28 protein-coding genes are annotated in these 26,798 nt (G+C 38.4%); 7 read left to right on the top strand and 21 right to left on the bottom strand.

Annotated features, from left to right (window positions below):
* Positions 1-60: 60 nt before the first annotated feature.
* From dnaN to C1T31_RS10540, 4 genes are all read right to left on the bottom strand, one after another.
* A complete protein-coding gene (gene dnaN / locus C1T31_RS10555; RefSeq protein WP_103052468.1) occupies positions 61-1,179 on the bottom strand; it encodes a DNA polymerase III subunit beta in 1,119 nt (372 codons plus the stop codon).
* A gap of 95 nt (positions 1,180-1,274) precedes the next feature.
* A complete protein-coding gene (gene gldG / locus C1T31_RS10550) occupies positions 1,275-3,656 on the bottom strand; it encodes a gliding motility-associated ABC transporter substrate-binding protein GldG (protein ID WP_103052467.1) in 2,382 nt (793 codons plus the stop codon).
* A gap of 36 nt (positions 3,657-3,692) precedes the next feature.
* A complete protein-coding gene (locus C1T31_RS10545; RefSeq protein ID WP_103052466.1) occupies positions 3,693-3,989 on the bottom strand; it encodes a putative quinol monooxygenase in 297 nt (98 codons plus the stop codon).
* Between the two features lie 5 nt (positions 3,990-3,994).
* The gene (locus C1T31_RS10540) at positions 3,995-4,831 is read right to left on the bottom strand and encodes an SAM hydrolase/SAM-dependent halogenase family protein (protein ID WP_103052465.1); all 837 of its coding nucleotides are present in this window, start codon (positions 4,829-4,831) and stop codon (positions 3,995-3,997) included.
* Positions 4,832-4,942: 111 nt separating this feature from the next.
* Between C1T31_RS10540 and C1T31_RS10535 the strand changes: the two genes are divergently transcribed.
* Together C1T31_RS10535 and C1T31_RS10530 are read left to right on the top strand one after the other, a co-directional pair.
* Complete coding sequence (locus tag C1T31_RS10535) at positions 4,943-5,896, top strand: PhoH family protein (RefSeq protein ID WP_103052464.1); 954 nt, start codon at positions 4,943-4,945, stop codon at positions 5,894-5,896.
* Positions 5,896-6,843, top strand: coding sequence for a phosphoribosylaminoimidazolesuccinocarboxamide synthase (locus C1T31_RS10530; RefSeq protein ID WP_103052463.1), 948 nt, complete (start codon positions 5,896-5,898; stop codon positions 6,841-6,843). The genes C1T31_RS10535 and C1T31_RS10530 overlap by 1 nt, the downstream gene beginning before the upstream one ends.
* 2 nt (positions 6,844-6,845) lie before the next feature.
* Here the strand turns inward: C1T31_RS10530 and C1T31_RS10525 are convergent, their stop codons facing one another.
* The 17 genes from C1T31_RS10525 to C1T31_RS10445 form a co-directional block, all read right to left on the bottom strand.
* On the bottom strand, positions 6,846-7,352 hold the full coding sequence (locus C1T31_RS10525; RefSeq protein ID WP_103052462.1) for a Cif family virulence factor: 507 nt from the start codon (positions 7,350-7,352) through the stop codon (positions 6,846-6,848).
* Positions 7,353-7,424: 72 nt separating this feature from the next.
* Entirely contained in the window at positions 7,425-8,255 is an 831-nt protein-coding gene (gene ygiD, locus C1T31_RS10520) for a 4,5-DOPA-extradiol-dioxygenase (protein ID WP_103052461.1), read from the bottom strand.
* Positions 8,256-8,334: 79 nt separating this feature from the next.
* A complete protein-coding gene (locus C1T31_RS10515; protein WP_103052460.1) occupies positions 8,335-8,742 on the bottom strand; it encodes an iron chaperone in 408 nt (135 codons plus the stop codon).
* 31 nt (positions 8,743-8,773) lie between these two features.
* Entirely contained in the window at positions 8,774-9,535 is a 762-nt protein-coding gene (locus tag C1T31_RS10510) for a class I SAM-dependent methyltransferase (RefSeq protein ID WP_103052459.1), read from the bottom strand.
* Positions 9,536-9,630: 95 nt separating this feature from the next.
* The gene (locus tag C1T31_RS10505; protein WP_103052458.1) at positions 9,631-10,188 is read right to left on the bottom strand and encodes a hypothetical protein; all 558 of its coding nucleotides are present in this window, start codon (positions 10,186-10,188) and stop codon (positions 9,631-9,633) included.
* A 5-nt stretch (positions 10,189-10,193) separates the two neighbouring features.
* Positions 10,194-10,637 carry a VOC family protein gene (locus C1T31_RS10500; RefSeq protein WP_103052457.1) on the bottom strand — a complete coding sequence of 148 codons (444 nt, stop codon included), beginning with the start codon at positions 10,635-10,637 and terminating at the stop codon, positions 10,194-10,196.
* Between the two features lie 62 nt (positions 10,638-10,699).
* Positions 10,700-12,409, bottom strand: a complete 1,710-nt coding sequence (locus C1T31_RS10495; RefSeq protein WP_103052456.1) for an amidohydrolase — start codon at positions 12,407-12,409, stop codon at positions 10,700-10,702.
* A 64-nt stretch (positions 12,410-12,473) separates the two neighbouring features.
* Complete coding sequence (locus tag C1T31_RS10490) at positions 12,474-13,001, bottom strand: RidA family protein (RefSeq protein ID WP_103052455.1); 528 nt, start codon at positions 12,999-13,001, stop codon at positions 12,474-12,476.
* A 57-nt stretch (positions 13,002-13,058) separates the two neighbouring features.
* The gene (locus C1T31_RS10485; RefSeq protein WP_103052454.1) at positions 13,059-13,424 is read right to left on the bottom strand and encodes an RNA methyltransferase; all 366 of its coding nucleotides are present in this window, start codon (positions 13,422-13,424) and stop codon (positions 13,059-13,061) included.
* Between the two features lie 6 nt (positions 13,425-13,430).
* Positions 13,431-13,889: an SRPBCC family protein gene (locus tag C1T31_RS10480; protein WP_103052453.1), complete on the bottom strand. Its 459-nt coding sequence runs from the start codon at positions 13,887-13,889 to the stop codon at positions 13,431-13,433.
* Positions 13,890-13,996: 107 nt separating this feature from the next.
* Complete coding sequence (locus C1T31_RS10475; protein WP_103052452.1) at positions 13,997-15,262, bottom strand: acyloxyacyl hydrolase; 1,266 nt, start codon at positions 15,260-15,262, stop codon at positions 13,997-13,999.
* A 94-nt stretch (positions 15,263-15,356) separates the two neighbouring features.
* Complete coding sequence (locus tag C1T31_RS14155; protein WP_207764279.1) at positions 15,357-16,220, bottom strand: hypothetical protein; 864 nt, start codon at positions 16,218-16,220, stop codon at positions 15,357-15,359.
* Positions 16,221-16,378: 158 nt separating this feature from the next.
* Positions 16,379-17,140, bottom strand: a complete 762-nt coding sequence (locus C1T31_RS10465) for a DUF2971 domain-containing protein (RefSeq protein WP_103052451.1) — start codon at positions 17,138-17,140, stop codon at positions 16,379-16,381.
* A gap of 150 nt (positions 17,141-17,290) precedes the next feature.
* Positions 17,291-17,650: a hypothetical protein gene (locus C1T31_RS10460; protein WP_103052450.1), complete on the bottom strand. Its 360-nt coding sequence runs from the start codon at positions 17,648-17,650 to the stop codon at positions 17,291-17,293.
* 20 nt (positions 17,651-17,670) lie between these two features.
* Entirely contained in the window at positions 17,671-18,519 is an 849-nt protein-coding gene (locus C1T31_RS10455) for a hypothetical protein (RefSeq protein ID WP_103052449.1), read from the bottom strand.
* Between the two features lie 216 nt (positions 18,520-18,735).
* Positions 18,736-19,548, bottom strand: coding sequence for a hypothetical protein (locus C1T31_RS10450; RefSeq protein WP_123912665.1), 813 nt, complete (start codon positions 19,546-19,548; stop codon positions 18,736-18,738).
* Between the two features lie 151 nt (positions 19,549-19,699).
* The gene (locus C1T31_RS10445) at positions 19,700-21,094 is read right to left on the bottom strand and encodes a S41 family peptidase (RefSeq protein ID WP_103052447.1); all 1,395 of its coding nucleotides are present in this window, start codon (positions 21,092-21,094) and stop codon (positions 19,700-19,702) included.
* 341 nt (positions 21,095-21,435) lie between these two features.
* Between C1T31_RS10445 and C1T31_RS10435 the strand changes: the two genes are divergently transcribed.
* The 5 genes from C1T31_RS10435 to C1T31_RS10415 all read left to right on the top strand — a co-directional run bounded on the left by C1T31_RS10435 (position 21,436) and on the right by C1T31_RS10415 (position 26,712).
* Positions 21,436-22,806, top strand: a complete 1,371-nt coding sequence (locus C1T31_RS10435; RefSeq protein WP_103052445.1) for an alanine/glycine:cation symporter family protein — start codon at positions 21,436-21,438, stop codon at positions 22,804-22,806.
* 56 nt (positions 22,807-22,862) lie between these two features.
* Complete coding sequence (locus C1T31_RS10430; RefSeq protein ID WP_103052444.1) at positions 22,863-23,282, top strand: IS1/IS1595 family N-terminal zinc-binding domain-containing protein; 420 nt, start codon at positions 22,863-22,865, stop codon at positions 23,280-23,282.
* Positions 23,283-23,390: 108 nt separating this feature from the next.
* Entirely contained in the window at positions 23,391-24,638 is a 1,248-nt protein-coding gene (locus C1T31_RS10425) for a hypothetical protein (RefSeq protein WP_103052443.1), read from the top strand.
* 12 nt (positions 24,639-24,650) lie between these two features.
* Entirely contained in the window at positions 24,651-24,911 is a 261-nt protein-coding gene (locus tag C1T31_RS10420) for a DUF4212 domain-containing protein (protein WP_103052442.1), read from the top strand.
* Positions 24,912-24,936: 25 nt separating this feature from the next.
* On the top strand, positions 24,937-26,712 hold the full coding sequence (locus C1T31_RS10415) for a sodium:solute symporter family protein (RefSeq protein ID WP_103052441.1): 1,776 nt from the start codon (positions 24,937-24,939) through the stop codon (positions 26,710-26,712).
* Positions 26,713-26,798 lie beyond the last annotated feature (86 nt).

Here is a 26,798-nt window from a genome sequence, read left to right as displayed (position 1 = left end):
TCGTGATGCAAAAACGCCCACTAAATGTGGGCGTTTTAATTATTTATAGATAGTTTTTTTTTAATTGTTTAGCATCACTGGCATAACCAACATGGTCACTTGCTCACCTTCATCTAATCCATCAACAGGAGTTAAAATACCAGCACGATTTGGTAAACTCATTTCCAATTGCACATCATCTGAAGTCAGGTTGTTTAACATTTCAGTTAAAAAGCGTGAATTAAAACCAATTTGCATATCATCACCTTGGTAATCACAGGTTAAACGTTCTTCAGCTTTATTACTGTAGTCAATATCTTCAGCAGAAATATTCAATTCTGCTCCAGCAATTTTTAAACGAATTTGGTGGGTAGTCTTATTTGAAAAGATGCTGACACGACGTACAGAGTTCAAAAATTGCGTACGATCTATGGTTAATTTATTGGGATTCTCTTTCGGGATAACCGCTTCATAATTTGGATATTTTCCATCAATCAAACGGCAGATTAATTCCACGTTTTCAAATGAGAATTTTGCATTGGAATCGTTGTACTCAATCGTCACATCATCATCACTGGCGGCTAAAATACCTTTCAACAAATTCAATGGTTTTTTTGGCATAATGAATTCAGCAACTTCATTGGCGCTAACATCTTCACGAGAGTATTTTACCAATTTATGGGCATCAGTAGCCACAAAGGTTAATCCTTCAGTTGAAAACTGAAAGAAAACTCCACTCATCACAGGGCGTAAATCATCATTACCAGCAGCAAAAATGGTCTTATTGATAGCGGTTGCCAATATATCTCCAGTAATTGTGGTTGTACTGGCATCTTCTAAAGCAACAGCCTTCGGAAATTCATTACCGTCGGCATAAGCTAAAGCATATTTACCATGGTTAGAGCTTATTTCAATCGTGTTGTTGTCTTCAACAACAAAAGTCAGCGGTTGCTCAGGAAAGGTTTTAAGCGTATCCAACAGAAGTCGTGCCGGAACGGCAATACTACCAGAATTATCGCTTTCAACCTCTAATTTAGCCGACATGGTTGTCTCTAAATCACTGGCTGATATGATGAGTTCGGTATTGTTTAATTCAAATAAGAAATTATCTAAAATCGGCAGTGTGTTTGAATTATTGATAACACCACCTAGAACTTGTAATTGTTTGAGTAAATAGGTACTTGATACTATAAATTTCATCTAAATAATATACGTTTTACGATCAATAGTTTAATATTACAAATATATCCCAAAGCTACTAATATAGGAAACAAACTTATTAACATTTAGTGGGCCTATTTTTTCTTTCTAAAATAATTAAAAAGCAATCCAAAAATTCCCAATAAGGCCAGTGGTAATACAAGATTGACTACCTGCCATGTTGTTTTTTCTGCTGCCACTTTTTTGGTATCTAAGAAGGCTATAGCGACTTCTTTAGAGCGAATGTTTATAAGTCCGTCATCATCCAATAAATAATTAACGGCATTCAATAAAAACTCTTTATTTCCATATAATTGTCCGGTCCAGCGATCAAACCCTAATTCCAGGGGGCCGTTCCTACCGACTTCATTTTTTACCACATCACCGTCAGCAATGATTAACATTTTAGTGAATGGACTGGTCGATTTATCACTTGTAATATCAAAGGGTTTTACCCGATTGTTATAAACGGAAGTGAATGTGCCCTCCAATAAAACAGCCAGATTCTGATAGCCTTTAGTGTAAGCCTGTGGGTCGGGTTCTTGACTGGTCATGGCCAGACTAATCTCACGTGGTGTACCATCTGTTTTTGACAATATGGAACTTTGAAGCAAGATTGTTTTACTAACAGATGTTGGATTTTTTAAGGTGTCCATCTGGTTTGCAAAATCAAACTTAACCAGGTTTAAATTATTGACAATAGGATGGTTGATGGTTGGATTTACCAATGGGGAATAAAACCAAGGTAATTGCTGAAATTGCGACTGACTGCCCTCGCCACTGGCCAAGGTAATTTTTGCCGAATACAAATCATTTACCAATACGGGATTAATACGCACACCATATTTGAAAAAGAAATCGGTTAGATTTAAATCGCGACTGGTAGCAATAGCCTTTCCAGAAGCATTGTACAAACTATCCTGTTCCATGGCTACCGCATCAATGAGCCATAAACTTTTACCACCATGCATGGTGAATTGATCCAGAGCATATTTTTCGTTTTCACTAAAAGCATCTGTTGGTTTAGCCGAGATGATAAGGTCGTAATCCTGAAGCTCTGTCAAAGTTTTTTGCGGGTTACTGGAAACACTATCTAGGGTAAATGGTGCAATGTAGTAGTAATCTTTGATGGTCTTCACAAAGTCAAATAGGTACTGATCTTTAAGCTGATTGTTGCCTTTTAGAATGGCTATTTTCCGGCGTTTAGGATTTATCAATTTACTGAAGCCATCAGCAAAGGCATATTCCAGATGCTGGATCGAACTCGAAGCTATTTCCTGCACAGTGGCGCCTATTTTATTCTTTACCAAAGGAATTTTAACGGTTACTCCATTATAGCTAGCTAATGCCCAGGGAAAAATAACTTCCTGACTACTGGTTCCTGCTTCCTGAACACTAACTTGCATGGGTGTCAAGCCACGATTATTTAACTGTTGAATGTTGCTTTCACGTAAATTATCATCCTCTAGCGGATTTATGAACTTATAGATAATACGGCTATTTTGTGCAGCAAATTCATCTAACAACTGCTTCGTTTCGGTTTGCAATCTTCGGAATTCAGAAGGTAAGTTGGTGCCATCCAAAAACACATCGATTTCTATAGGCGAGTCTGCGGTTTGAATAGTATTTATAGCGGCTTCACTCAAGGTGTAGCGTTTGTCACTGGTCAGGTCAAAGCGTTTGTAAATGGAATGTGTAAAAATGTTTAAAACCAATAAACCCAGCAATAGTAGGGTGATAGTTGTAAAGCCCTTTTTATCAAACTTTTTAACACCAATATTGGCAGTTGTGAGCATCATGAAAAAAAGGGTCACACTTAAAAAGTACAGAATATCCCGTGTATCCAAAACACCACGACTCATACTTTTAAAATGGGCATCCATACCCAACTGCTCTAAAAAGTTACTGGCTATAAAATCAGCAAGGCCCTCAAAACCCATATAGAAAAAGAAACAGCCAAAAACAGCTACTATAAAAGCGACTATTTGATTATCGGTAATACTGGAAGCAAATATGCCTATGGCGGTATAGGCGGCTACTAAAAACAAAAGCCCCAAATAGGAGCCCAAGGTGCTTCCAAAATCTAAATTTCCAATAGGATTGCCTAATTGATAAACCGAATACACATACAGAAGCGTTGGAATTAAAGCCAAAATAATCAGCAGTACGGCACCTAAATATTTACCTAATACAATTTGAAAGGTGCTAATAGGTTTGGTCAGCAATAATTCCAGGGTTCCCTGTTTTTTCTCATCCGAAAAACTCCGCATGGTTACAGCGGGTATTAAAAACAGTAAAATCCAAGGTGCCAAAGTGAAAAAACTCGACAGATCTGCAAACCCGTTGTTTAGAATATTGAACTCCCCATTAAACAACCATAAAAACAGACCGTTTAAAATCAAAAAAATAGCCATGACCAAATAGCCAATAGGTGAAGCAAAAAAACTGGTTATTTCTTTTCGTAATATGGCAAGCATGAATATTGGGTTTATCGGTTGATTCTATATTTAAAATTAATGTAGTGACACGAGTTTGTCAACACTCCAGGCCTCTGGCTTGGCATTGAATAACGGTTTGGTTTTCGACCATACATCCTGAAACAAATCGGAATGTCTGTAAGCTTCCAAATCACTTTCGGAATTCCAGTAGCTATACGTAAAAAAAACATTTGTTAGGTCTTTGTCACGGTATAATTCTAAAAACTGACAGCCTTCAAATTGGCGAATCAGGTCTTTCTTCTGATGAAAGTTATTGAGAAAGGTATCAATATGTTCAGGTTCAAAACTCATTTTCACAATACGTACAAACATACCATTTATTTTTTGCTAAAGTTAACCGTTACCGTATCCCTTAAATCAAGCCCCATAAGACTTGATGCACTGCCAACCGTTGCCGAATTACTTTTGTAAACCGCAATTTCCATATAGTTGGAGGCGTTAAATACGACCAAGCCACGGCCTTCATCGTTTCGCTTGTCCTGCGGAATAGTGAAATCAACAATATCACTATACTTTTCGTAAATCTTTTTAAACTTATGGTTTCTGGCCGATATCTCAAAGGATCGCCCTTTTTGAATGGTTTCAAAAAAACCTTTTTTGATGTTGGTAATTACGTTGCCATAGTTGTCAATGTAGATAATACTGCCAATAATCTGCGTCTTGTCATCATTTACAAACGGAATGATATTCTTAATAGGTTTGATGTGTTCAATCACTTTTCCAATCACCTCCAAGGTACCACCACGGGCAATATGGCAGGCCACTTTTACAAAAACATCCAATACCGGAAAACTGGTCTGAATTTTATCATGTATGTTAATTTCAACTATTTTTTCTGGAGCAATTTCATTGGTAATCATACTCATGATTCCATTGTTGGCACAAATAAAATAATGTCCATCCAACAACACGGCAATATGTTTGTTTTCAACATTTATTTCAGAGTCAATGCCAATAATATGGATGGTCCCCTTGGGGAAACTCTCATAGGCATTTTGAATAATATATGCGGCTTCTGGAATGCTGAAAGGTGATACAGAGTGTGAGATATCAACAATTCTAACATCTGGTAATTCATTATAAATAGCTCCTTTTGTCGCACCAGCAAAGTGATCTTTCTCTCCAAAGTCGGTCGTCAAAGTGATAATGGCCATATAGGAATTGTTGATATTTTTTTAACCTAACACGTTTTAAAAATGTGTAGCTTTGTTTAGACACAAATCTAATAAAACTTAATAGATATTTTTAATTAAATCACCCAGCTTTTGAACGAAATCATTATCGAACTTGAAGAGGTGTCGCCAAAAGATTTTTTTGGAGCCCAAAACACCAACATTACACTATTAAAAAAGCACTTTCCTAAACTAAAAATTGTAGCCAGAGGCACCAAAATAAAAGCCTACGGCGATGAAGACCAACTAGAAGAATTTGATAAGCGTTTCACGATGCTTATGGAGCATTACATCAAGTATAATAAACTGGATGAAAATGTCATTGAGCGTGTTCTAACGAGTAACAGTAAAGAAGACTATACCACTAATGATGCCAGTGGCGAAGTGATTGTGCATGGTGTTAGTGGTCGATTGATTAAGGCTCAAACCACCAACCAGCGTAAACTGGTGGAAAGTATGCGTAAAAACGATATGGTATTTGCCATAGGTCCTGCAGGTACAGGGAAAACGTATACAGGTGTCGCTTTGGCTGTTCAGGCACTAAAGAACAAAGAGGTTAAACGAATTATCTTAACACGTCCGGCTGTAGAAGCAGGGGAGAACTTGGGTTTCCTACCTGGTGATTTAAAAGAAAAACTAGATCCGTATATGCAACCTTTGTACGACGCTTTACGGGATATGATTGCACCAGAGAAGTTGGCACATTATATAGAAAATGGTACTATACAGATTGCACCTTTGGCATTTATGCGTGGTCGTACACTAGATAATGCCTTTGTGATCTTGGATGAGGGACAAAATACCACACACGCCCAAATGAAAATGTTCTTAACGCGTATGGGTAAAAATGCCAAGTTTTTATTGACAGGTGATCCGGGTCAGATTGACTTACCAAGACGTACCATTTCAGGATTGAAAGAAGCCTTATTGATTTTGAAGAATGTGGAAGGTGTTGGTATGGTCTTTTTAGATGATAAAGATGTCATTCGTCACAAATTAGTTAAAAAGGTTATCGAAGCCTATAAAAGTATTGAGAATAGAGAATAATGAGTAATACCATAATAGATACCAATTTTAATTTTCCAGGCCAAAAAAGTGTATATAAAGGCAAGGTTCGTGAGGTTTATAATATTAATGATGATCAATTGGTGATGATCGCCACAGACCGCTTGAGTGCGTTTGACGTGGTCATGCCAAAAGGGATTCCCTACAAAGGACAAATACTCAATCAGATAGCGACCAAAATGATGAAAGCTACCGAGGATTTGGTACCTAACTGGTTGGTTGCCACACCAGACCCCAATGTGGCGGTTGGTCATTTATGTGAGCCTTTTAAAGTAGAGATGGTCATTAGGGGCTATTTATCGGGTCATGCGGCACGGGAGTATAAAGCGGGTAAACGTTTGTTATGTGGTGTTTCCATGCCGGAAGGGATGCAGGAAAACGACAAGTTTCCAGAGCCTATCATCACGCCAGCAACAAAAGCTGAAATGGGTGACCACGATGAAGATATTTCTCGAGAAGATATTTTAAAACGCGGCATTGTATCGGAAGCAGATTATTTGGTTTTGGAAGATTATACGCGAAAACTCTTTCAGCGTGGTACCGAAATTGCAGCTTCACGCGGATTAATTTTAGTGGATACCAAATACGAATTCGGAAAGACCAAGGAAGGTGAAATTGTGTTGATTGATGAAATTCACACACCAGATTCCTCCCGCTATTTTTATGCGGATGGCTATCAGGAACGTCAGGATAGAGGCGAAGCCCAGAAACAATTGTCCAAGGAATTTGTCCGTCAATGGTTGATATCTAATGGATTTCAGGGGTTAGAAGGGCAACAGGTACCTGAAATGTCGGACGATTATATCGAAACGGTTAGTGAGCGATATATAGAACTCTACGAAAACATTACGGGAGAGTCCTTCAAAAGAGCCGACTTATCAGATATTCATAAGCGTATTGAAGAAAACGTTTTGAACTATCTATCCTAGTTTTATTCAAGGTTTAAAGTGTTGGCTACTTCACGATGAAGTTTCCAAACACCATCAGTTTTGTCCTTTTTTAGCAAAGCCAAAAACGTAGCAATCAATTCTACAGGTTCGCCTGCTTCATTAGTATAATAGGTAGAACTCGCACCAAAATCATAAGCAATACTATCACTAACAATGATAGTTTCTCGTGGTCGCATAACTAAACTATCATAACTAAAGCTTCCTTTCGGATTATCACGAAGCGTTTTGAAAGGTTCCCAAGGACCACAATTTGGGGTCAGGGATTTGACATCTGGAGTACCATATTGCTTTAAATCGCCATATCGTTTTTCCTTAATCGCTAGTTGAAAAGCGGCTCGTGTTCTTTCAATAGATGCTAGCTCGGCATCTAAATCAAGTTTCGGTTCAGCTTCAACAGTAATGATTTCTTCAGTGGATGCATTATTTTTAGTTTGATTACAGGAAAACAGACTTACAGTTAAGATTACTAAAATTAGATGTTTCATCATTTATGAAATTTTAATTATCACGTAAGATACGTATTTACAACAAATTAAGACGTAAAAAGGTGCAATTATCAACTAATTCAAGCCAATACCCACCGATGTCATTGTTAAGGAACCAGCTACGGGTTTATCATTAAAAAGTGAAATACTTTCTTTTGGGTCTTTTAAGGCTAAAGTATAAAGTAGCGGCAAGTAATGTTCGGGTGTGGGTATCGCCAAATCAAATGCGGTTCCTTGAGATTTAAAATCTATTAGGGGTTGATAATCGCCATTCAAAATATGCTTTTTCATGGTTTCGTTGGCTTCAGTAGCCCAATCAAAAGCATAAATCTCATTAAGTCTATTCCAGGCGACCATTCGTAAATTATGTACCATGTTGCCACTACCAATAATAAGAACCCCTTTATGACGCAGACTGTTGATTTGTTGCGCCAATTCAAAATGGTAACGTGCAGGTTTGGTATAATCAATACTCATTTGAATAACAGGAATATCAGCATCTGGATAGAGGTGCTTAATAACACTCCAGGCGCCATGATCCAGTCCCCAGTTATCATCCAATCCAACTTCGGTGCTGGTAATCAAGTCTTTTGTTTCTTTGGCCAGTTCCGGACTGCCAGGAGCTGGATATTGTACATCAAACAAGGCTTGCGGAAAACCACCAAAATCATGAATCGTTCTGGGTTGCTGCATAGCCGTTACAAAAGTGCCACGTGTTTCCCAATGGGCCGATATACACACTATGGCATTTGGTTTTTGAATGTCTTTCTCGATGTTTCTAAAGCCTTGTACAAATTCGTTTTCTTCAATAGCATTCATGGGACTGCCGTGACCCAAAAACAAGACAGGCATTTTGGCTGCAGGGTTCATGTGGGAAGTCATTTTATCTAAATCTCTTAAATTCATAATTTAGTTGAACCTAAATATTTCAGGGTTTCCTATAAAATTCTGATTAAAAATAAGACGGTAATAATTAAAATACCTTTCATTCCGTTTTGAGTCCACTTTTCCAATTCTTCAAAATTTCTTGATGTCTATAAATAACCATCCGTTTGATTAAATCTTTAGGTAAAGGTTTATCCAATGGAAACTGAACAGAGCCTTTACCGGTTTTATAACCTGTCAGTTCTTCTTTAAAAGCAGTCATAACCGTAGGGAAGGGGTAAAACCCAACAAATTTGGCATAACCAGCCATCATAATTTGCTGATCACGTTTGCCTCCTGGTACGAGAGTAAAAGCAGGCACCTTATAGTTTAAAACCTCTACAGTATCAGGTGCTGCTTCTTTAATAATTGTTCGTAATTCCTGTAAAACAGCTTGTACAGGTTTAGGTTGATGCGCGATGTAATCGTCAATGGTTTCAAAACTGGGCATGGGTCCTTGTTTTCCCATAATGTCTGTATTTTTAATTGAGATGTTTTATTTATAAACTAGGTTTTACAGCTCGGGTTGCTATAAAAGCAGGGAAATAGGCATTCAGCTTGTTGTTAACGTCCCAATAGTCTTCAAACATATGGGTTAATTGAAAACCAACTTCCAACTGACCACCAATTTGGTCGCTTAAACTATGACCAAATATTAATGGCTCTTGATCCTTTTTTAAAGCTTCCAATTCAGCTTTTGATAAGGAGTGGATATCCGAATAAGGTTGTTTGTAAATTAGTTTCAGTTCATCTTCATCTAATTGCAATGCCAAAGGATTCATCAAGCCAGTCATTAAAATACCACCGGGTTTGAGCACCCTATGGGATTCTTTCCAAACAGGTAACACATTATCAACAAAAAGAATAGAACAAGGATTAAAAATCAAATCAAATTGAGCATCGGCAAAAACCGACAAGTCTCGCATATCGCCTGGCACAGTTTTAATGTTGAGGTCAAATAAATCGCTCAAGGTTTGGTCTTGTTGTAATTGCTTGTCAGAATTATCAAAAATAGTGACATTGGCACCCAAAGCAGCCAAAATAGGACCTTGCTGACCACCACCACAGGCAAGTCCCAAAACTTTCAAGCCTTTCAAATTGGGGAACCATGAATGTGGAACTGGTTTTTTTGGTGTTAACACAATATTCCAGTTACCGTCTTTAGCATCTTGTATTTCCTGTTCAGTCACTGGAATAGTCCACCGATCTTTTTTATCCACATAGCCATTCCAAGCGGCTTGGTTATACTTTAATAAATCCATGTATTGTATTCTTGATTAATTGAATAAGTAGCATTTAAAGATAGTGAATAATCATGAGAGATATTCATTCATAATATTACGAAACCAGATGGTTATTATATAGAAAAGGGCACACTATCCCGTTTTAAAAACACAAAGCTAAACCCGATGAATGTCAACGTATAACCAACAACCAAGCGATAAGGAACAGGAATGATATGCATCAAAACTAAAGTGCCTAACACAATCAATCCAACACCCCATTTGTGATGCTTAAAATAATTCAAAGCCAAAAGCGTTAAGCCCAGATTAAATACTTTAGATGTCGAGCCAATAGATATAAAAGGCTTCCAAATAGAAGGTACATTGGAAATATGTTTAGTGAATTCTATACGTGCTTCTTCATTGGGGTAACTCCACCAAATAAAATCCAAAACGCACATACCAATAATACAAGCTATCCCAATTATTGTCAAAGGAATACCGACATAGCTAAACAGTTTTTTGGGAAACTGGACAACTTGTGGCATCAAGCAAACCGCACCAAGTAGCAAAAACCAATGGGCAAAATCTATAGGTTGCTGATTGTAAACAAAGTCCTGACCTTGGGCCAGTAAAATTTGTCCAATTAAAAAGAACAACAGTCCCAACAAGAACAAATGCTTATAGTTCATTAGGTTTATTGTGGAGCTTTAAAATTCGGGTCGTAATCAACCATCCATTCAATACCATATTTATCCCGAAACATCCCGAAATAAGAATCCCAAGGGCTATCGGCAATGGGCATTTCTACCGTGCCGCCTACTGAAAGGCCATGAAACAATTTATCGGCTTCGGCTTTTGATTCGGCGATAATGGAAATCTTACTGCGGGTTTCTTGCTCACTATGTTTACCCATAAATTCTGGGGTATCACTGGCCATCAAGATATCCGTTTTGCCAATGGGCAAGGCGATATGCATAATACGGTTAGCTTCAGTTTCATCAATGGGATGGTTGTGGTCACTGGGCATGTCCTTAAAACGGACAACCGATAAAAATTCGCCTCCAAAAACCGACTGATAAAATAAAAAGGCTTCTTCGGCATTGCCATTAAAATGAATGTAGGGATTAATTTGTGCCATGGATTTTTAAATGGATTGATAATGAATTAAAAGTAGTATATTTTTTGAAATCATGGCAATTTTCACCTTTTGAATACGGTAGTACCTTCTTTAATGGTTTCCATCACCTGAATCGTCTTTATTTCTGATTCCGGAACCTTGAGCGGATTTTTGTCCATTATGACCAGATCAGCAAGTTTACCAGCTTCCAAGGTTCCTTTAGTATCTTCCTCAAAATGCTGGTAAGCAGACCAGATGGTTATGCCTTGCAAAGCTTCATAAGGTGTCAGTTTTTCATTGGCACCAATAACAACACCCGAACGTGATTTTCGTTCAACGGAAATACCAACCATGCGCATCAAATTGGGTAAGGCTACAGGAGCATCGGTATGAATGGTCACCTTGACGCCTTTATTAAGAGCGGTTCGCACCGGACTGATTTTGTTACCGAGCTCATCTCCAATGATTTGTTTATGCCAATCGCCCCAATAAAACGTGTGCAGCGGAAACAATGAGGCAATCACATCAAGGGTTTTTAAAGAATCCAATTGGTCTTCCCGAATATATTGTCCATGTATTAGTGTTGTACGTCTATCAGTCATGCCGTAAGCATTAGCAGCTGCCCGTGTAGCTTTAATAAACTGATCGATGGCAGCATCTCCATTGGCATGAGCCAATACTTGCCAGTTATTTTGATAACCTTTTTTAAATAGTTCGATAACCTTTTGGTCATCGGGAATAGCTGGGTAACCCTTGTAACCAGGTTGAGCACCTTCTGGCTTTAACAAGTAGGGTTCCGTTCGCCATGCAGTGCGTCCTTGCGGAGACCCATCTAAAGTAATTTTCATGCCACCAATACGATAATGATTGGTATAGGTTTTACGGTTCCAGGGCGTTGCCATCAAACTATCAACAAAGGTGTAATCAATATAGGAAACCACATCCAGTTTTAGAGTTTTATTTTCAGCGGCATTCACAAACAAGGTTTGGTCCATCGCACGGCCATCCTGTGCGGTCGTATAGCCATAAGACAATGCCATGTCTTGACCAGCTTCAAAAAACTGATTGGCTGCTGCTTCCGAAATCGGTGTCAAGGCTTTGGCGTAATGAGGAATGGCAGCTAATTCTTCCAACACACCGTTGGGTTCTTGATTTTCTGTTCGTCTGATGATACCGCCTTCAGGATCTTTGGTTTCAGCAGTGATATTGAGAAGTTCAAGCCCTTTGGAATTGACCACTGCAAAATGACCAGAAATATGAATGATCATAATGGGATGCTCGGTGGATACTTGATCTAGATCAAACTTCGTAGGAAAGCGTTGTTCTTCCAAAACCGAATCATCAAAACCCATCCCAAAAATCCACCCAGTAAGTGCTCTGTTTTCAGGTGTATTCCATGCTTTCAAAATATCGATTAGTTTAGGGATATTACTCGCTCCCGCATCTGGTGGCGGTAAAATTTGAGCACCGATAGCTTGAGCCGAAAAACTACCAAAATGCGCATGCCCATCAATCAGACCAGGCAATAGTGTTTGTCCTTGCAGATTTATTTTGATGTGTCCATTACCTGCAAGACTCTCGGCCTCGACCAAGTCGCCAACAAAGGCAATTTTTCCATCTTGAACAACGAGCGCTTCAGCATAATCCGGCCTATCACCAACCATAGTCAGTATGTCACCACCAAAATATAGGGTTGCATTATTTTCAATTTTTCCCTCTGGTTTGGATGTGTCTTTGCACGAAAAGGCTAATCCGAAACAAAGAAGAATAACGAGTAATTGCGGTATTCTCATGGTTTGTATGTAAAAAGTTGATTATTTAAAATTGGATATTAATGGAATCAGTTGCCTAAAAAAATTATTCCGGCTTATAAACTTCCAATTCGATTTCCACCATAAATTCCGGAAGCGCCAATTCTTTTACGCCCAGCCAAGAACCCGTTGGGAAATGGTTTTTGTAAATTTCGGCACGGTAAGCTGATTTTTCCAGCATTAATGCCATGTTTGTGGTAAAAATATTTTCCACAATCACATCATCAAAAGTACAGCCATAGTGGTTTAGAATTTTTTCCAAATCGGCATAACAGTTTTTCATTTGTTGTTCAAGGTCGCCAATGGCTGTCGGGTTCCCTTCATCATCCATACTCACAGCACCCGATATTTTAATATCATGCCCAATTTTTACGGCATGGGTATAACCATAGGCCTTTTCCACTTCGGGGCGTAACATAAAATAATCTGGTTTTTCAGGTTCTACGACTGCTACTTCTTCAACGACTTCTTCAACTTCTTGAATGGTTTCCTGTTGTTTTTGGTCACAGCTTTGAAGACCAAAAACCAAAGTAACAATTGTGATAAAGATGGATTTGCTGGTTCGTGTTTTCATAATTCTGGTTGTTTAGTGCCTACTGATATCGGGTTTCGGCTATCCCGTAAAATATGGTTATCGGTTTTGGCGCTTACTAGCTTTAGCAAGCGGATTATAGGCTAAACACAAATCAAGATAATAGGCTAATTGACTATCTTGATCAAACCCGTCGGGTGTGACAAAAATATAACCTTTCATAGGTCTGCCTGTAAAATCCATGGGTAAGCAATAACGTTTGTCTATTTCATTTTTATAGGTTTCTTCACCAATTCGGGCCATCAGGAGGCTATCACCATACTTTTTATCAATATGAATGCCACAGAGCATTTTATCATCTACTTTAAAACACAAACCACCCATCATTTTCAGCTCGGTAAAGCCAATATGTTTTTCATGTAACTGTTGCCGGATTCTATCGGCTAAAAACGCATCGTAAGCCATAATAAATTATCCTTCAACAAGCTCTTTGAGGACTTGTAAGGCCTTGGGCCAGGTCTCATTAAAGTAGCTTTCATATTCGCTGTCACTGTCGGTTTCTACAGAAATCGTGGTTTTACCATCTGTTTCGGTAAAGCGGTAGTTTTCCAAACCACCAGCCCATGGTTCTACTTCAGGACCTTCGGTAATTTCAGTTTCACCTTTTAAAATCCCATAGTGCCTGATGGACACGTATTCATTGGGGATATTTTCGGCTATTTCGGATACCATACCACCGCGATTGCCATCGCCATCGGTGCCCACAAAGTAAATTTTGGAACCCTTGTCCCAGCTGCCTTCATAGGTTGAGGTGGGATTAAAAGCAGCCGTCCACTGCTCATAGGTGTTAATATTTTCTAGGCCTAGCATGGTATCATAAACTTTCTTGGCGGATGCATCAACGGTGATGCTATATACTAATTGTTTCATGATTGGCGTAATGTTAAGCTGTTCATTCTAAATAAAATAGTCTTCCTAAAGATAGGGAATTCAGGTATATTGTTTCGGGAAAAGGATATTTATTTTAAAGGTCTAAACTAGAGGGAAGCCTTTTTAAAAGTATGCACATAACCCATGGCAATTTCAGTAAAATCCGCTTGACCTAAATTAGCATTAATAAACGCGCCTACGTATAAATTGTGTTTCGGCTGTTTTTGTGTGCCAATCAAATAATATTTCAGACCCAAGCGCGAGGAAATCAAATGCTTGATATGGTAATAGGTATTGTATTCACCCAATTCTATATTACTGTTTTCGGGAATCTCTCTAGGTACAATTTCCCAACCCTGATTAATGCGCCAGTCCAAAGCGTAAGCCGGTTTATAAACATTAAATCCAACCTGAACCTCAATACCCACATGGTTTAATAACAACTCACCATTAATGCTCAACCCAAGGTTAGAGGCACTCCAAAACGGCCGTTCTTTAAAATGATCAAATTCCTGTCCATCCTGAACCAAGGATTCGTTGTCCACAATATAGTTGTAGTAATTCTGGTAAAAGCGATAGTAAAAGCCAATACCCACTTTATAAATGCCATTGAATATCTTGCCATATTCACCGGAAAACGTGTATACAGGATTGGCATCATTAAAGGTTCTGGAAAGAGCGTTTTTACCATAACCAAACCGCCAGGCATAATACTGTTGGGTGCCTTTTGATTCGGCATCAACAGCCACATCATCTAATACAGTATTATGCAACTGCTTGACAACACCTATTTCGGCCGAAATACTCACCAAAAAGGAATTGAGCCCTTGATTAGGTAGTTTAATATGACCGTTAGAATGATGAAAATACCCAGCAGCCAGTCGCCAGTTGATATGTTGGGTACGAAATACCGAATAATAAGTCAGGAGTTTAAACGACCATGTAAAGTCGGTTGAAATAGCTTTGTTATTGGGATTACGCACTGGGTCGTACTGGGTATTAAAGTATGAAAATCCCGTACCCACGTGTATATGGAATGTCTGTTTTTTAAAAAGACCAAATTCCATAAATGGCAAAACGGAAACAGCGTAACCAACCGCATCAGGATTACCAAAATCGGTGAATCCCAAACTCAAGCCTGTTTTTGGTGCATTGAGCAATCTGGCCCAGGTTTGGGCGTTTTGACTGTTGTTCCAAGCCACATTAAGGCTTAATTGTTTTTGTAGTTTGGTTTCTGGGAAACCGGTATTGGCTTCGCCCGTGATGCCAAACAACAGTTCCGGTGTCAAATAAAGTTTGTTAGGGACAGCAGGTTCTTGTCCAAAAACAAGAATAACTTGTAATAGCACTATAAGGGTGAGTAAATGTTTCATGGTTGGTTGGTCAACAAATACAATCCAGCTAAAAATATAGCTTATTTCATAAAAAAGGAACTAATTCGAGTGATATTAATTTAGAGAGATGTCATCACGACACCTTTTTGGCGGTCACTTGCACATCTGGATCGGTTAAGGTAAGTGATTGCACCACACCATTTTCAATGTCAAATGTTATCTGTACCGATGGTGCCCCATTATAGGTAAATAGGTTGTCACCTAGTTTATAGAGTGCACCACCAAACCCACCAATAGGACCTAACGATAATAGTTTTCGCATGTTAATGGCTATGGTAAACCCATCCGTGTCATCGTTTCCGTATTTGTAATCGCCGAGATATTGCTGTTGGTCTTCAGGCGAAACGTCTATATAGTCAGGACCGCTAGCATTTCCCAAGTTACTTAAGTAGTCTATGGTGCGTTCCAGGTTCTCATTTTCAATTACGGTCATACTATTTTGCATACGCTTGCCATTTAGTGCATGGTCCAACAGACTAATACCATGCGGACCCATGGTTTGCTGAATACCTGGCGAAGCTTCTACTGTAGCTTTCACCGCCTCATAATGCCCCAGCATGGCAAAGGTAAACAGGGTAGGGCGTGCGCCTTTTTTAATTAGGTATAGGGCAATATCACGCCGGCCTACATGTGAAGCCGCACCAATAGCCGACTCAAAATCCCCAAAACGCCATTCCCAAACCGAGCGTGCCAGTTCAGGACGTTTATCTACCAATGCTTTAACTGCATCCAAATCAAAATGCGATTTCCCAACTACCTCACTGATAACCTCTGGTGGTATATTAGGAAAATGCTCGGGAACCGTATCTTGGGTTTTTGGGATAAATAAGTTAGAGGTGTTGTTTGTAAATCCCACTTTGGGTATGGCCAAACCCAATACGGCCAAAGCTCCCAGCTTGAGGCTGGAACGTCTATCGAGTGGGTTATGGGTTGCCATCGTGTGGGGTTTTAAGAAAGCGGTTTCTTAAAGATACAAAGGCTGGGTGTAAAAGGGGATAGGTTAGGCTGTTTTTAACAGGAAATTAGGAATATAATGCTGTTGATACCTACTAGGCGAAACAAGCAATTACCTATAGTCGATGTTAAGTGTTTTTTTCAAGCTATCAGAGATTCTCCAAAATCAGGTAAATCTTTTTTTAAATCAAAATCTCGATACTTCAGGGAGTACTTGTTATGAGGACGATACATTTGGTAAAATTTGATTCTATTTTTTAAATCTGGACTTAAAATCATACCAATCATTCTTTTTTCAATACTTGACATATTCATCCCAAAAAACACACCTGAAATGTTACCTGGGAATCTTATTAAGTTTCTACTTGTATTTATTATTCTGTATTCTTTTTCGTAGCTCCAATCTTTATGTTTTATAAATGAAGTTTTTTGAATCTTCTTTATTAAAGCAGCTTGTTTTTCTACATCAAGATTATGGTATAATTTTAAAAATTCATCATTTGTAGAAGGGATATCAGCAATATATTCTTCGATTTCTTCTGTAGATTTGTATTCTACTTCTCTGGCATTTCTAACAATTGATAATTTGTCATTACTTTCATTTGGGAAGATTCCTTTTGACTTTAATTTCACAAGTTCTTCATCAGTATGATCGCTAAATTCAATACAAAAACCTTTATGTGACTGGGTATAATGTGCCCACATTAATAAATTGTCATTGATAGCAGAGAGACATAATATTTTCTCTTTTGAAAAGCTTAAATCCTGAAGTAGTTCGCACTGAATTATTTTTGTATCAAATGGGTCATTAAATGAATTTGGATTTGAGTACCAGCAATATCCATTGGTAAGTGAAGCGACTGATAAATTGTTAATTGAGTAATATTTATAGAGTTTATTCATTTCTTGAATAATTGTTTATTATGATTTTGTGTATGGTTGGTTGCGGAAAATTAGTTATAATTTTTGCCGTAACCGAATGATAGCATTTTGCAATGAATTCCGATTAGGAATTCAGCCGCAATGAGCTATAAACGGTGTTGTAAAACGTTATTATTTAATTAAAATCTGAATCCATTGTTTTTCTATCGGCTGATTAATCAATCTATTAATTATTGGTAAACTCGCTTTCCAAACTTTTAAACTGTTCTGATTTTTAAATTCAACTAAATAATTCCCCTTTTCTGGTATGTCAAGAGTCATTATTTTTTTTGCTCTTTTTCCAAATTCATAAGATTGTAATCTCCATTGCGTACCTTTTGGTTTAATTATTCTGCCTGTTTCAGTATTTGTCAGGTCAAAAGTGAAGTCATCCACAACAACATCCCAACCTCCTAGAACATATACACCAAAAATTCCAGTATAAAGTTCTAATTCAATGTTGTCATCAACTATTCTTATGGGTTTGGTCATAATATTTTACAACGGTTGGGCTATGATTTCGGCGTGGAATCGTCCGAAGGACATTCCGCGTAAGAAATCAGCTTGATTAAATTTACATATTTTCCAGAATAGGGCATAAGCCACGCTGAATTATAGCCAGTGTTGGCAGTAGGCTTTATTTCAGTCACAAAATCGTATTCATAATATCCTTTTTGTAGCTTTATTAAAACTCTATCTCCAACTTTTAAATTATTCCATAAGTTTGGTTTTATTTCAAATCTTCTTTCAGATTGCTTTATTGTAATAAAAATCCAATGTGATTTATTCTTTTTTCCGCCAGTACTTTTTCGGCTAATAGTAAATTCAGATTGTATAGTTTCTTTTTTGGCATTTTTTTTATTCAGAAAACTTGATGTTGAAATAGTCAAACCTGTTAAGCCAAAAACAAAACCGAAAATAACAGAATATCTTCTTCCACTTTCACTAAATACTGAAGGTTGAAATTTATTTAGGAAAAACAGGCAAACTAAACTGAAACTAAATCCTAAAATGCCAAAATTTTTCCAAAAACTCGATTCCTCAATTATATTCTCAATATTGCTCATTTGAAATATTAAAAACACTAATCCAGAAAAAAATAAAACCATTGATATATGACTCCAAATTTTATCTTTTAGTTTTGGTTTTTTTTCGCGGATTGTTTTTGTTGGAAAAATGTAAAATAGTAATTCTTCTGAGTTAGAAATAAACCAAATTAAACTTCTCAATATTATGAAGATAGCTAAAATGTTAAAGTATCTCAACCAAGAAGTTTCATTTCCAAATACTATGATAATTAAAATTCCAATTAAAATAATTATTGAATGAATCCTAATTTGTTTTTTATGTGTTTCGTTCATTTTAGCTTACTGCCAACGTATGAATAACATCACTAGTAATGTTATATTTATTATATATACACCCAAATCGAGTGGATAACATCATCGTTATGTTATACAGATACTCAAATCTACTTAATTTTATCTATTTTGCCCATACGCACTTGTACGTAGTTTTTGGCTTCTTAAAATTTCCTTCAGTCTAACCCGTGAAAAGTCCTAACAAAGCATGAAGCTTTAATAATCATAAAATTCTTTGACCATGAAATTTAAAGAATCCTGCTTAGGCTTTATTAAGGCATTCAAGTAATACCGGTGAAAATAACCGTTCAACACCACAATTCTTTGGTAATCAGCATCCTGGATAAAATGTAGAATGTTTTTAGCCATGGTCTGGTTTCTTAAATCCCAAAATTCAGAGGCTCTTTTATACCCCTCAAAATAACTAATGCTATCACCATCTGGTTTCACATAATAGGTTTCATGAAAAATCGGGTATTTATCCATAATGCCCAACAAATCTTTGTATTGATAAGCTTGCCTCATAGAAGCTGTGTTGTCGGTTTCCGCGCTATTAAATGCCCGAGCTCCTAAATAGGCAAATGCATTTAACGAATCATTTATATTAAGAAAGCGCTCATAGATTTTAGTATCCAAAGCGTTCAGTTGCTTGTTTTTGTAAAGACTATCTAACAATTGGGATGCCTTACTATCGGTTGGCCTGGACCCTATTTTTAAGCGGTATGCATTGCGTCCCGTAAATTCGTAGGGTCTCACATCCACATCAAAAGTGTTCATGTATGTTACCGTGGCAATATTTTCATTGCTATCCCAGGTTTTTTTAAATTCAAAGTTTTTTGTAAAAAAAGAAGAATCTACTTCAAATAGGATGAGGTCGGGCTTGATTTTAACCAGAATATTATACAGGCTGTCCGGTGTAAAATTTGCTACGGGTTGATGAACAGTACCCAGTAGGACCAATTCCTTTTTTTGTTGGGTACAATTCCAAAATAGTACACTCATGAATAGCAATCCTAAATATCTACGCATATCAAAAGGTTTCTTCGGTGGGTTTTTGTAAAAGGGTTTAAAAATAACAATTTACTAAAATATGCAGAGTGCCTTTCGGTACTCTAAAATAATTCAGAAACCAAATACTTAAAAAGCTTAACCCATTAAAACAATCCCTGTGAGGTTCGTTCTAGTCTTGCAATCGTTGTTTGGCGTTTTGTAAATTCTCTTGAAACAAATCCAAATTCGGATGTTCCTGTGAGGTAGCCAGTGCCACGGCTTTTTCGTAATTGCTTAAAGCAGCCTTTTTGTCACCTTGAGCCAGCAAGCTTTCGGCATAGCTATCATACACATTAGGCGAGTCAGGATACAATAGGGTATTGGCTTTAAAAATACACGTGGCTATTTGAGGCTTTTGGTGTTCCATTAAATAGGTATAGCCTAAATTATTAATTCCACCTTCATCCAATAGTGTCGCTTCTTGGCAAACTTTGAGCTGGTTATAAATAGCCGTCTCAGAGCTACCGGCTGTGTATTGTTCCAACTGCCTGTTCAGGTCTTGCAATAATTGGGTAAAGTGCGCATCCCGTTTGGCACGATAGTTTTTGGCAGCTTCTACAGCGAGATCCAATGTAGTTTGATAGGTATCTTCTGGAGTGGTTTTTACTTCGGGTACCACACCAACACCTTCCCAGTTGGTTTGGGTTATCGGGTTGATAGCACGCCCACTGGGAATAAACACATTCAGGTTTTCATTAATAGGCATGGTTCCGCCAGGGTTGGCGCCACCACCAGTTGTTTGACCTACCAAGGTCGCACGCTTTTGGGTTTGCATATTATAGGAGAATTCTTCGGCACCGGAAAACGTGCGGTTGCTGGTCATAACAAACAAAGGCACATCGGGTAACTTGATACCGTTTACCTTATCGAGGGTCCAGAATTCTTCAGTCACATCACCTTCACGCCAGTAAAGGCTGTTCAGGTGTCTGTGGTCGTCAAAGAAATAACTGCAAAGATATTGCACCATTCGGGGGCTACCACCACCATTTTGGGTCAGGTCTATAATAATCGCATCAGCACGCGAGATAAACTGCATGGCGGCATCGGCATGGGCTTGGCCATTTTCCAAACCAGAAAAGCCTCGTAAATCCAGATAGCCCACATTGCCGGGTATCACTTTTACATCTACAAAACCCGCATTGTACCAACGAGTGCGGTTCATGCGGTCCAGTTGTTCTTCAATGGCACGCTCCGGAGAATTGTCGGGCGCTACATACGGCGGATTCGTTCGAATACGCATGTGTTTGTCTTTATTGATGCTTTGCACACTTTCGGTGAGGGCAGCGGCAAAGGCTTCATACGTAGTAAAGGAGTCAAAGTGTCCAGCCGCCAATTGGTTTTTTAAATGGGTTTCGGTGGCTTTGGCAACATCAGGAAACACGTAGCGATCGTTCATGAGTTGCGAAAGCTTGGTGATGACTTCTTGTTTATAGGTTTGACTTAAAGGGTTTTCTTGTGAAAAGCCTAAATTAAAATTTAAAAAAAGCGCTAAAAGCAGTACAGAAAGCGTGTAAGATGATTTCATAATGTTTAATTTGATTGATGAATTGTAAAAATCCTAAATATTTTTCTTTTAAACAAACAATGATGGTTTTTCTGGGTGCTCCTTCGGGTCTCCTTCGGGTTTCCTTCGGGTCTCCTTCGGGTTTCCTTCGGGTCTCCTTCGGATGTCCTTCGGGTCAGCTATCGAAAATTCTTACAAAAGCTATACAAAATGGAGTGTATAGGCCTAGTTGAGTTTAGGTTCACCCGTGTTTAAGTTATAGATAAGCCCTAGTTAAGTCCTGTGAAGGGTATTGAGAACACATCAACCAATCAACAACAATCCAAATAACTTTACTATTTTTAGTCCTACGAAATCACCCTATGGAAACCATTAACCACTTTATTGAACGCTTCGCATCCGCAGCTTGGGGCTTACCCTTACTCATCTTACTCATCGGTGGCGGACTTTACTTACTCATCCTATCCCGTTTTTTACCCTTTCGGTATTTCGGGCATGCCATACAGGTGCTTCGCGGTAAATATGATAATCCCAACGATCCTGGTGAAATTAGTCACTTTCAGGCCCTAACAACAGCTCTATCCTCAACCATTGGTATGGGCAATATTGCTGGAGTGGCGGTAGCCATTGCCATTGGTGGTCCCGGAGCGGTATTCTGGATGTGGATTAGTGCGCTTATTGGTATGGCAACCAAGTTCTTTACGGCAACCTTGGCCATCATGTATCGTGGTAAGGATAGCAATAGCGACATTCAAGGTGGTCCTATGTATTTTATTGTGGAAGGCTTGGGTAAATCCTGGAAACCCTTGGCGGCCTTTTTTAGTTTCTGCGGATTGGTAGGTGCTTTGCCCGTGTTTAATGTTAACCAATTGACACAGGCCATTAATGATATTTTGTTAGTGCCCAATGGCGTAGAAGTAGATTTTACCTCAAACCTTTTAATTGGGATTATTCTGGTGTTATTGACCAGCATCGTTATCCTTGGTGGACTCAACCGCATTAGTAAAACGGCAGCACGTTTGGTACCGAGTATGGTGTTGTTGTACTTTGTGTTGGTGCTCATCATTCTGATTGTTAACATCCACGAGGTGCCCCGTTATCTGGCACTCATTTTTACCGATGCCTTTGCGGCTAAAAACTTTACTGGCGATGCCTTCTTGGGTGGTATGGTAGGCGGATTGATTCTCTTGGGAATTCGTCGTGGTGCTTTTTCCAACGAAGCTGGAATCGGAACCGCACCTATGGCACATGGCGCTGCCAAAACCTCTGAACCCGTTCGTGAAGGCCTGGTAGCCATGATGGGTCCTGCCATTGATACTTTGTTAGTCTGTACCTTAACAGCCTTAGCTATTTTAGTAACGGGTGTTTGGCAAACCACCGATGCTAATGGCGTGACGTTGACAGCTTCAGCATTTGGGCAAACCTTTTCGGGTATTGGGAAGTATCTGTTATTGCTCTGTATCATAGTATTTAGTGTATCTTCTTTGTTTTCCTATTCCTATTATGGTAGTAAGTGTCTGTCCTTTTTAATAGGTGCGCACAACAAACATTACTACAACTATCTGTACATTGCCAGTATCATTATGGGAGCCACCACGTCCTTAAGTTTGATGATTAACCTTATCGATGGCTTTTTTGCCTTGATGGCCTTCCCAACCATGTTGTCAACTCTTATTTTGGCTCCACGTGTGGTGAAAGAAATACAAGCTTATAAACAGCGTTTGAAGTCGTAAAAGATAATTATTCACAATTATTGCTAAATTACTATATTTATGCTAAATTAGTATATATGAAAATTGATCTCTGTCCAAATTGCAATTCAGACCAATACATCAAGAGTGGCATTGTGAACGATCGGCAGCGCTATAAATGCAAGTCTTGCGGCTATTTCTTTACCGTAAATAAGTTAGGGAAACGCATTGATGATTACTACGTCAATAAAGCACTACAATTGTATTTAGAGGGGTTAACCTACCGAGAGATTGAACGCATATTGGGTATTTCTCATGTGAGTATCATGAATTGGGTGAAGAAATACAACATCAAACGGCCCTACAAAACCGATTACCATCCTACCTATAAAATATTGAACGCCAATGAACTGTCCAAATACTTTCAAAACACCGAAAATTTATCCGGAGCTGGTGTCCTAGTCACCGAGTTGGGGGATAAGTTTATGCTCATTAAATGGGAGCGATTCCGCGATTAGATATTGTAAATTAGCAATTACCTATAACAATTTTTATTTAACACATACATTTTTAGAGATTAGTCCTGCACACAAAACCAATTAATTAACTAATTAACTCTAAAAATTATGAAGAAAACACTATGGTTACTAGCCATGTTTACTTTTGCCAGTACTGGAATGGTATTCTCTCAAGGAGCACCTGATTATACTGGAGGGATGAAAGTAAAACTCAATGAGGATGGTACAAAGTACTTCCGAATCATTTCCTGGGCGCAATTCTGGGCTCAACATAATTCCGATCGACCATTGGATGCCAATGGAAACGAGCAAAGTGATTTAGACTTTAGTATTCGTCGTGCACGAGTACTGATGTACGCACAATTAAACAAAAAGTTTTTAATTCTGACACATTTTGGTTTAAATAGCTTAAATGGCGATAATTTGTCACCAACAGGAAAAGGGGATAGCGCGCAATTATTTTTCCATGATGTATGGGGTGAGTATACGGTTTACAAAGATTATATTTCTATTGGTGGTGGTTTACACTATTGGAATGGTATTTCCAGAGCCAATAACCAAAGTACCCTAAACATGATGACTTTAGATAATACCCGTCAAGCCTGGGCAACCATTGGTTTATCCGACCAATTTGCAAGACACATGGGAGTTTACTTTAAAGGTAAATTTGGAAAGTTGCAATATAGATTAGCTATCAATGATGCCATAACCAATAACTTACAAGCTTCTGCAGTGCCAGTTAATGGGGGTGATGCCATATATTCTGGAAGACGACTTTTAGGCTCAAAAGAAGCTGGAAGAACCTATGCTGGTTATTTTGATTTCAACTTTTTTGATCAGGAATCCAACTTTTTACCCTATAAAGTAGGAACCTACCTGGGTGGTAAACGCGTATTCAACGTTGGAGCTGGTTTCTTTTTACATCCAAAAGGCGCGGTTACGGCGAACAATTTCGGTATCCTAGAAGGTCAAGATGTCGCCATTTTTGCTGTTGATGCTTTTTATGATGCACCAATTGGCGATAACGGTTCGGCTATTACAGCTTATGGTTTGTTTCAAACCAATGACTATGGCGATAATTACACGCTAGGTCAAACTTATGAAACTGGTAATATGTTTCATGCACATGTGGGATATGTTATTCCAACCCAAAAGAGCACCAAGATCCAGCCGTATTTACATTATACCAATAGATCAATAGATGCTATTAATGATAATGCCAATCAATTTGGAATTGGGGCAAACGCTTATTTCAGCGGACATCATTCCAAATTAACATTAGAGTACCAAAACACAAAATATGGAAATAATGATAGTGTGGGTACAGTAACGCTTCAAGCAATGATTTATTTATAAAAAAGAAATATTATGTCAGATAAACAAAAACACGCAACAGCCTATTGGAAGGAAAACCTCAAGTATTTGGTGATTCTATTATCTATATGGTTTTTAGTTTCCTACGGTTGTGGAATTTTATTTAAAGATGCTTTAAATGAAATTCGTCTGGGCGGATTCAAATTAGGATTTTGGTTCGCACAGCAAGGTTCCATTTACGTATTCGTTATTCTCATTTTCGTATACGTCAGATTGATGAATAAATTAGATAAAAAATACGGTTTCAACGAGTAAGCCTTAACTATTAAAACAAATTATTATGAGTGTACAAACATGGACATGGATTTTAGTAGGGCTAACATTCGCTCTATATTTTGGAATCGCTATTTGGGCCCGAGCAGGCTCAACAAAAGATTTTTATGTTGCTGGCGGTGGCGTTTCACCTTTGGCAAATGGAATGGCTACTGCAGCCGATTGGATGAGTGCCGCTTCCTTTATTTCCATGGCAGGATTGATTTCCTTCATGGGATATGATGGGTCCGTATTCCTGATGGGATGGACCGGTGGTTATGTGTTATTGGCCTTACTGTTAGCGCCTTATCTGCGGAAGTTTGGAAAGTTTACAGTACCTGATTTTATAGGGGATCGTTACTATTCCAACACAGCTAGAACCGTAGCGGTCATCTGTGCGTTAATTGTCTCATTTACTTATGTAGCTGGACAGATGCGTGGTGTGGGTATTGTATTTTCACAATTCCTTCAAGTTGATATTAATCTTGGAGTTATTATCGGTATGACAGTTGTGTTAGTATTTGCTTTTTTGGGTGGTATGAAAGGAATTACCTATACCCAAGTAGCACAATATTGTGTTTTGATTTTTGCCTTTATGGTACCGGCATTCTTTATTTCCATGCAGATGACTGGAAACCCAATTCCTCAAATAGGTATGGGTGGCAAATTGGAAGGTGGTGCCTATCTATTGGATAAACTGGATACCTTGCATACTGAATTGGGCTTTAATGAATATACTAGTGGCACCAAATCTACTTGGGATGTGTTTGCCATTACCTTGGCATTGATGGTTGGAACTGCAGGATTACCACATGTAATCGTACGTTTCTTTACGGTGCCTAAAGTAAAAGATGCTCGAAAATCAGCTGGTTTAGCCCTGTTGTTTATTGCTATTCTGTATACTACGGCTCCAGCTATTGCGGTGTTTGCGAGAACCAACTTAATTGAAACAGTAAGTGAGCAACAATATAGTGAGATTCCAGAGTGGTTCAAGAACTGGGAAAACACAGGATTAATTGCTTGGTCAGACAAGAATAATGATGGTAAAATTCAATATGTAGCGGGTAGTGCCATTGATGGTAAAAAACCATTGTATACTAGTGAACGTGGTGCGCATGGCGAGCGTTTGATTTCCAATGCCAATGCCGAAGTTAACGAGTTATATGTTGATAGAGATATCATGGTATTGGCAAATCCTGAAATAGCTAAATTACCTAATTGGGTGATTGCTTTGGTAGCAGCCGGTGGATTAGCCGCAGCACTTTCAACTGCCGCTGGTTTATTATTAGTAATTTCAACATCAATTTCTCACGATTTAATTAAAAAGCAATTAAAGCCTAACATCTCAGAAAAAGGAGAATTAATGGCAGCTCGTATCGCTATTTTAGTGGCTATCATCATTGCGGGACTATTCGGTATTTATCCTCCTGGTTTCGTAGCGGCTGTTGTGGCGTTGGCCTTTGGCTTGGCAGCAGCCTCATTTTTCCCAGCTATTATTTTAGGAATATTTGATAAACGTATGAACAAGCAAGGCGCCATAGCGGGTATGATTGTGGGTATTACCTTAATGCTGTTCTACATGATACGCTATAAAACCGGATTAATTGGTGTGATGGATCCAAGACCTGCCAGTGAATGGTGGTTTGGAACTTCACCAGAAGGTTTTGGTACGGTGGCTATGATTGTAAATGTCATTGTTTCTGTAGTAGTTTCCAGAATGACAGCAGCACCTCCTGCTGATGTTCAAGAGATTGTTGAGAATATCAGAATACCTTCGGGAGCAGGTGAAGCTTCCAGTCATTAATTATTTCAGATTTATATAAAATTTGAAAGTTTGTTTAGTTAGTAAAAACAGTATGGCCTTTTTAGACCATACTGTTTTTTTCTTAC

Source organism: Hanstruepera neustonica (genome assembly GCF_002895005.1).
GTDB classification, from domain to species: Bacteria; Bacteroidota; Bacteroidia; order Flavobacteriales; family Flavobacteriaceae; genus Hanstruepera; species Hanstruepera neustonica.
The sequence above is the reverse complement of the archived record's forward strand: the minus strand, read 5'-3'. Positions and strand labels throughout refer to the sequence as shown.

Coding starts and splice junctions, on each gene's coding strand:
- dnaN (WP_103052468.1), bottom strand. CDS start 1,179: ATGAAATTTATAGTATCAAGTACCTATTTACTCAAACAATTACAAGTT.
- gldG (WP_103052467.1), bottom strand. CDS start 3,656: ATGCTTGCCATATTACGAAAAGAAATAACCAGTTTTTTTGCTTCACCT.
- C1T31_RS10545 (WP_103052466.1), bottom strand. CDS start 3,989: ATGTTTGTACGTATTGTGAAAATGAGTTTTGAACCTGAACATATTGAT.
- C1T31_RS10540 (WP_103052465.1), bottom strand. CDS start 4,831: ATGGCCATTATCACTTTGACGACCGACTTTGGAGAGAAAGATCACTTT.
- C1T31_RS10530 (WP_103052463.1), top strand. CDS start 5,896: ATGAGTAATACCATAATAGATACCAATTTTAATTTTCCAGGCCAAAAA.
- C1T31_RS10525 (WP_103052462.1), bottom strand. CDS start 7,352: ATGATGAAACATCTAATTTTAGTAATCTTAACTGTAAGTCTGTTTTCC.
- ygiD (WP_103052461.1), bottom strand. CDS start 8,255: ATGAATTTAAGAGATTTAGATAAAATGACTTCCCACATGAACCCTGCA.
- C1T31_RS10515 (WP_103052460.1), bottom strand. CDS start 8,742: ATGGGAAAACAAGGACCCATGCCCAGTTTTGAAACCATTGACGATTAC.
- C1T31_RS10510 (WP_103052459.1), bottom strand. CDS start 9,535: ATGGATTTATTAAAGTATAACCAAGCCGCTTGGAATGGCTATGTGGAT.
- C1T31_RS10505 (WP_103052458.1), bottom strand. CDS start 10,188: ATGAACTATAAGCATTTGTTCTTGTTGGGACTGTTGTTCTTTTTAATT.
- C1T31_RS10500 (WP_103052457.1), bottom strand. CDS start 10,637: ATGGCACAAATTAATCCCTACATTCATTTTAATGGCAATGCCGAAGAA.
- C1T31_RS10495 (WP_103052456.1), bottom strand. CDS start 12,409: ATGAGAATACCGCAATTACTCGTTATTCTTCTTTGTTTCGGATTAGCC.
- C1T31_RS10490 (WP_103052455.1), bottom strand. CDS start 13,001: ATGAAAACACGAACCAGCAAATCCATCTTTATCACAATTGTTACTTTG.
- C1T31_RS10485 (WP_103052454.1), bottom strand. CDS start 13,424: ATGGCTTACGATGCGTTTTTAGCCGATAGAATCCGGCAACAGTTACAT.
- C1T31_RS10480 (WP_103052453.1), bottom strand. CDS start 13,889: ATGAAACAATTAGTATATAGCATCACCGTTGATGCATCCGCCAAGAAA.
- C1T31_RS10475 (WP_103052452.1), bottom strand. CDS start 15,262: ATGAAACATTTACTCACCCTTATAGTGCTATTACAAGTTATTCTTGTT.
- C1T31_RS14155 (WP_207764279.1), bottom strand. CDS start 16,220: ATGGCAACCCATAACCCACTCGATAGACGTTCCAGCCTCAAGCTGGGA.
- C1T31_RS10465 (WP_103052451.1), bottom strand. CDS start 17,140: ATGAATAAACTCTATAAATATTACTCAATTAACAATTTATCAGTCGCT.
- C1T31_RS10460 (WP_103052450.1), bottom strand. CDS start 17,650: ATGACCAAACCCATAAGAATAGTTGATGACAACATTGAATTAGAACTT.
- C1T31_RS10455 (WP_103052449.1), bottom strand. CDS start 18,519: ATGAACGAAACACATAAAAAACAAATTAGGATTCATTCAATAATTATT.
- C1T31_RS10450 (WP_123912665.1), bottom strand. CDS start 19,548: ATGCGTAGATATTTAGGATTGCTATTCATGAGTGTACTATTTTGGAAT.
- C1T31_RS10445 (WP_103052447.1), bottom strand. CDS start 21,094: ATGAAATCATCTTACACGCTTTCTGTACTGCTTTTAGCGCTTTTTTTA.
- C1T31_RS10435 (WP_103052445.1), top strand. CDS start 21,436: ATGGAAACCATTAACCACTTTATTGAACGCTTCGCATCCGCAGCTTGG.
- C1T31_RS10430 (WP_103052444.1), top strand. CDS start 22,863: ATGAAAATTGATCTCTGTCCAAATTGCAATTCAGACCAATACATCAAG.
- C1T31_RS10425 (WP_103052443.1), top strand. CDS start 23,391: ATGAAGAAAACACTATGGTTACTAGCCATGTTTACTTTTGCCAGTACT.
- C1T31_RS10420 (WP_103052442.1), top strand. CDS start 24,651: ATGTCAGATAAACAAAAACACGCAACAGCCTATTGGAAGGAAAACCTC.
- C1T31_RS10415 (WP_103052441.1), top strand. CDS start 24,937: ATGAGTGTACAAACATGGACATGGATTTTAGTAGGGCTAACATTCGCT.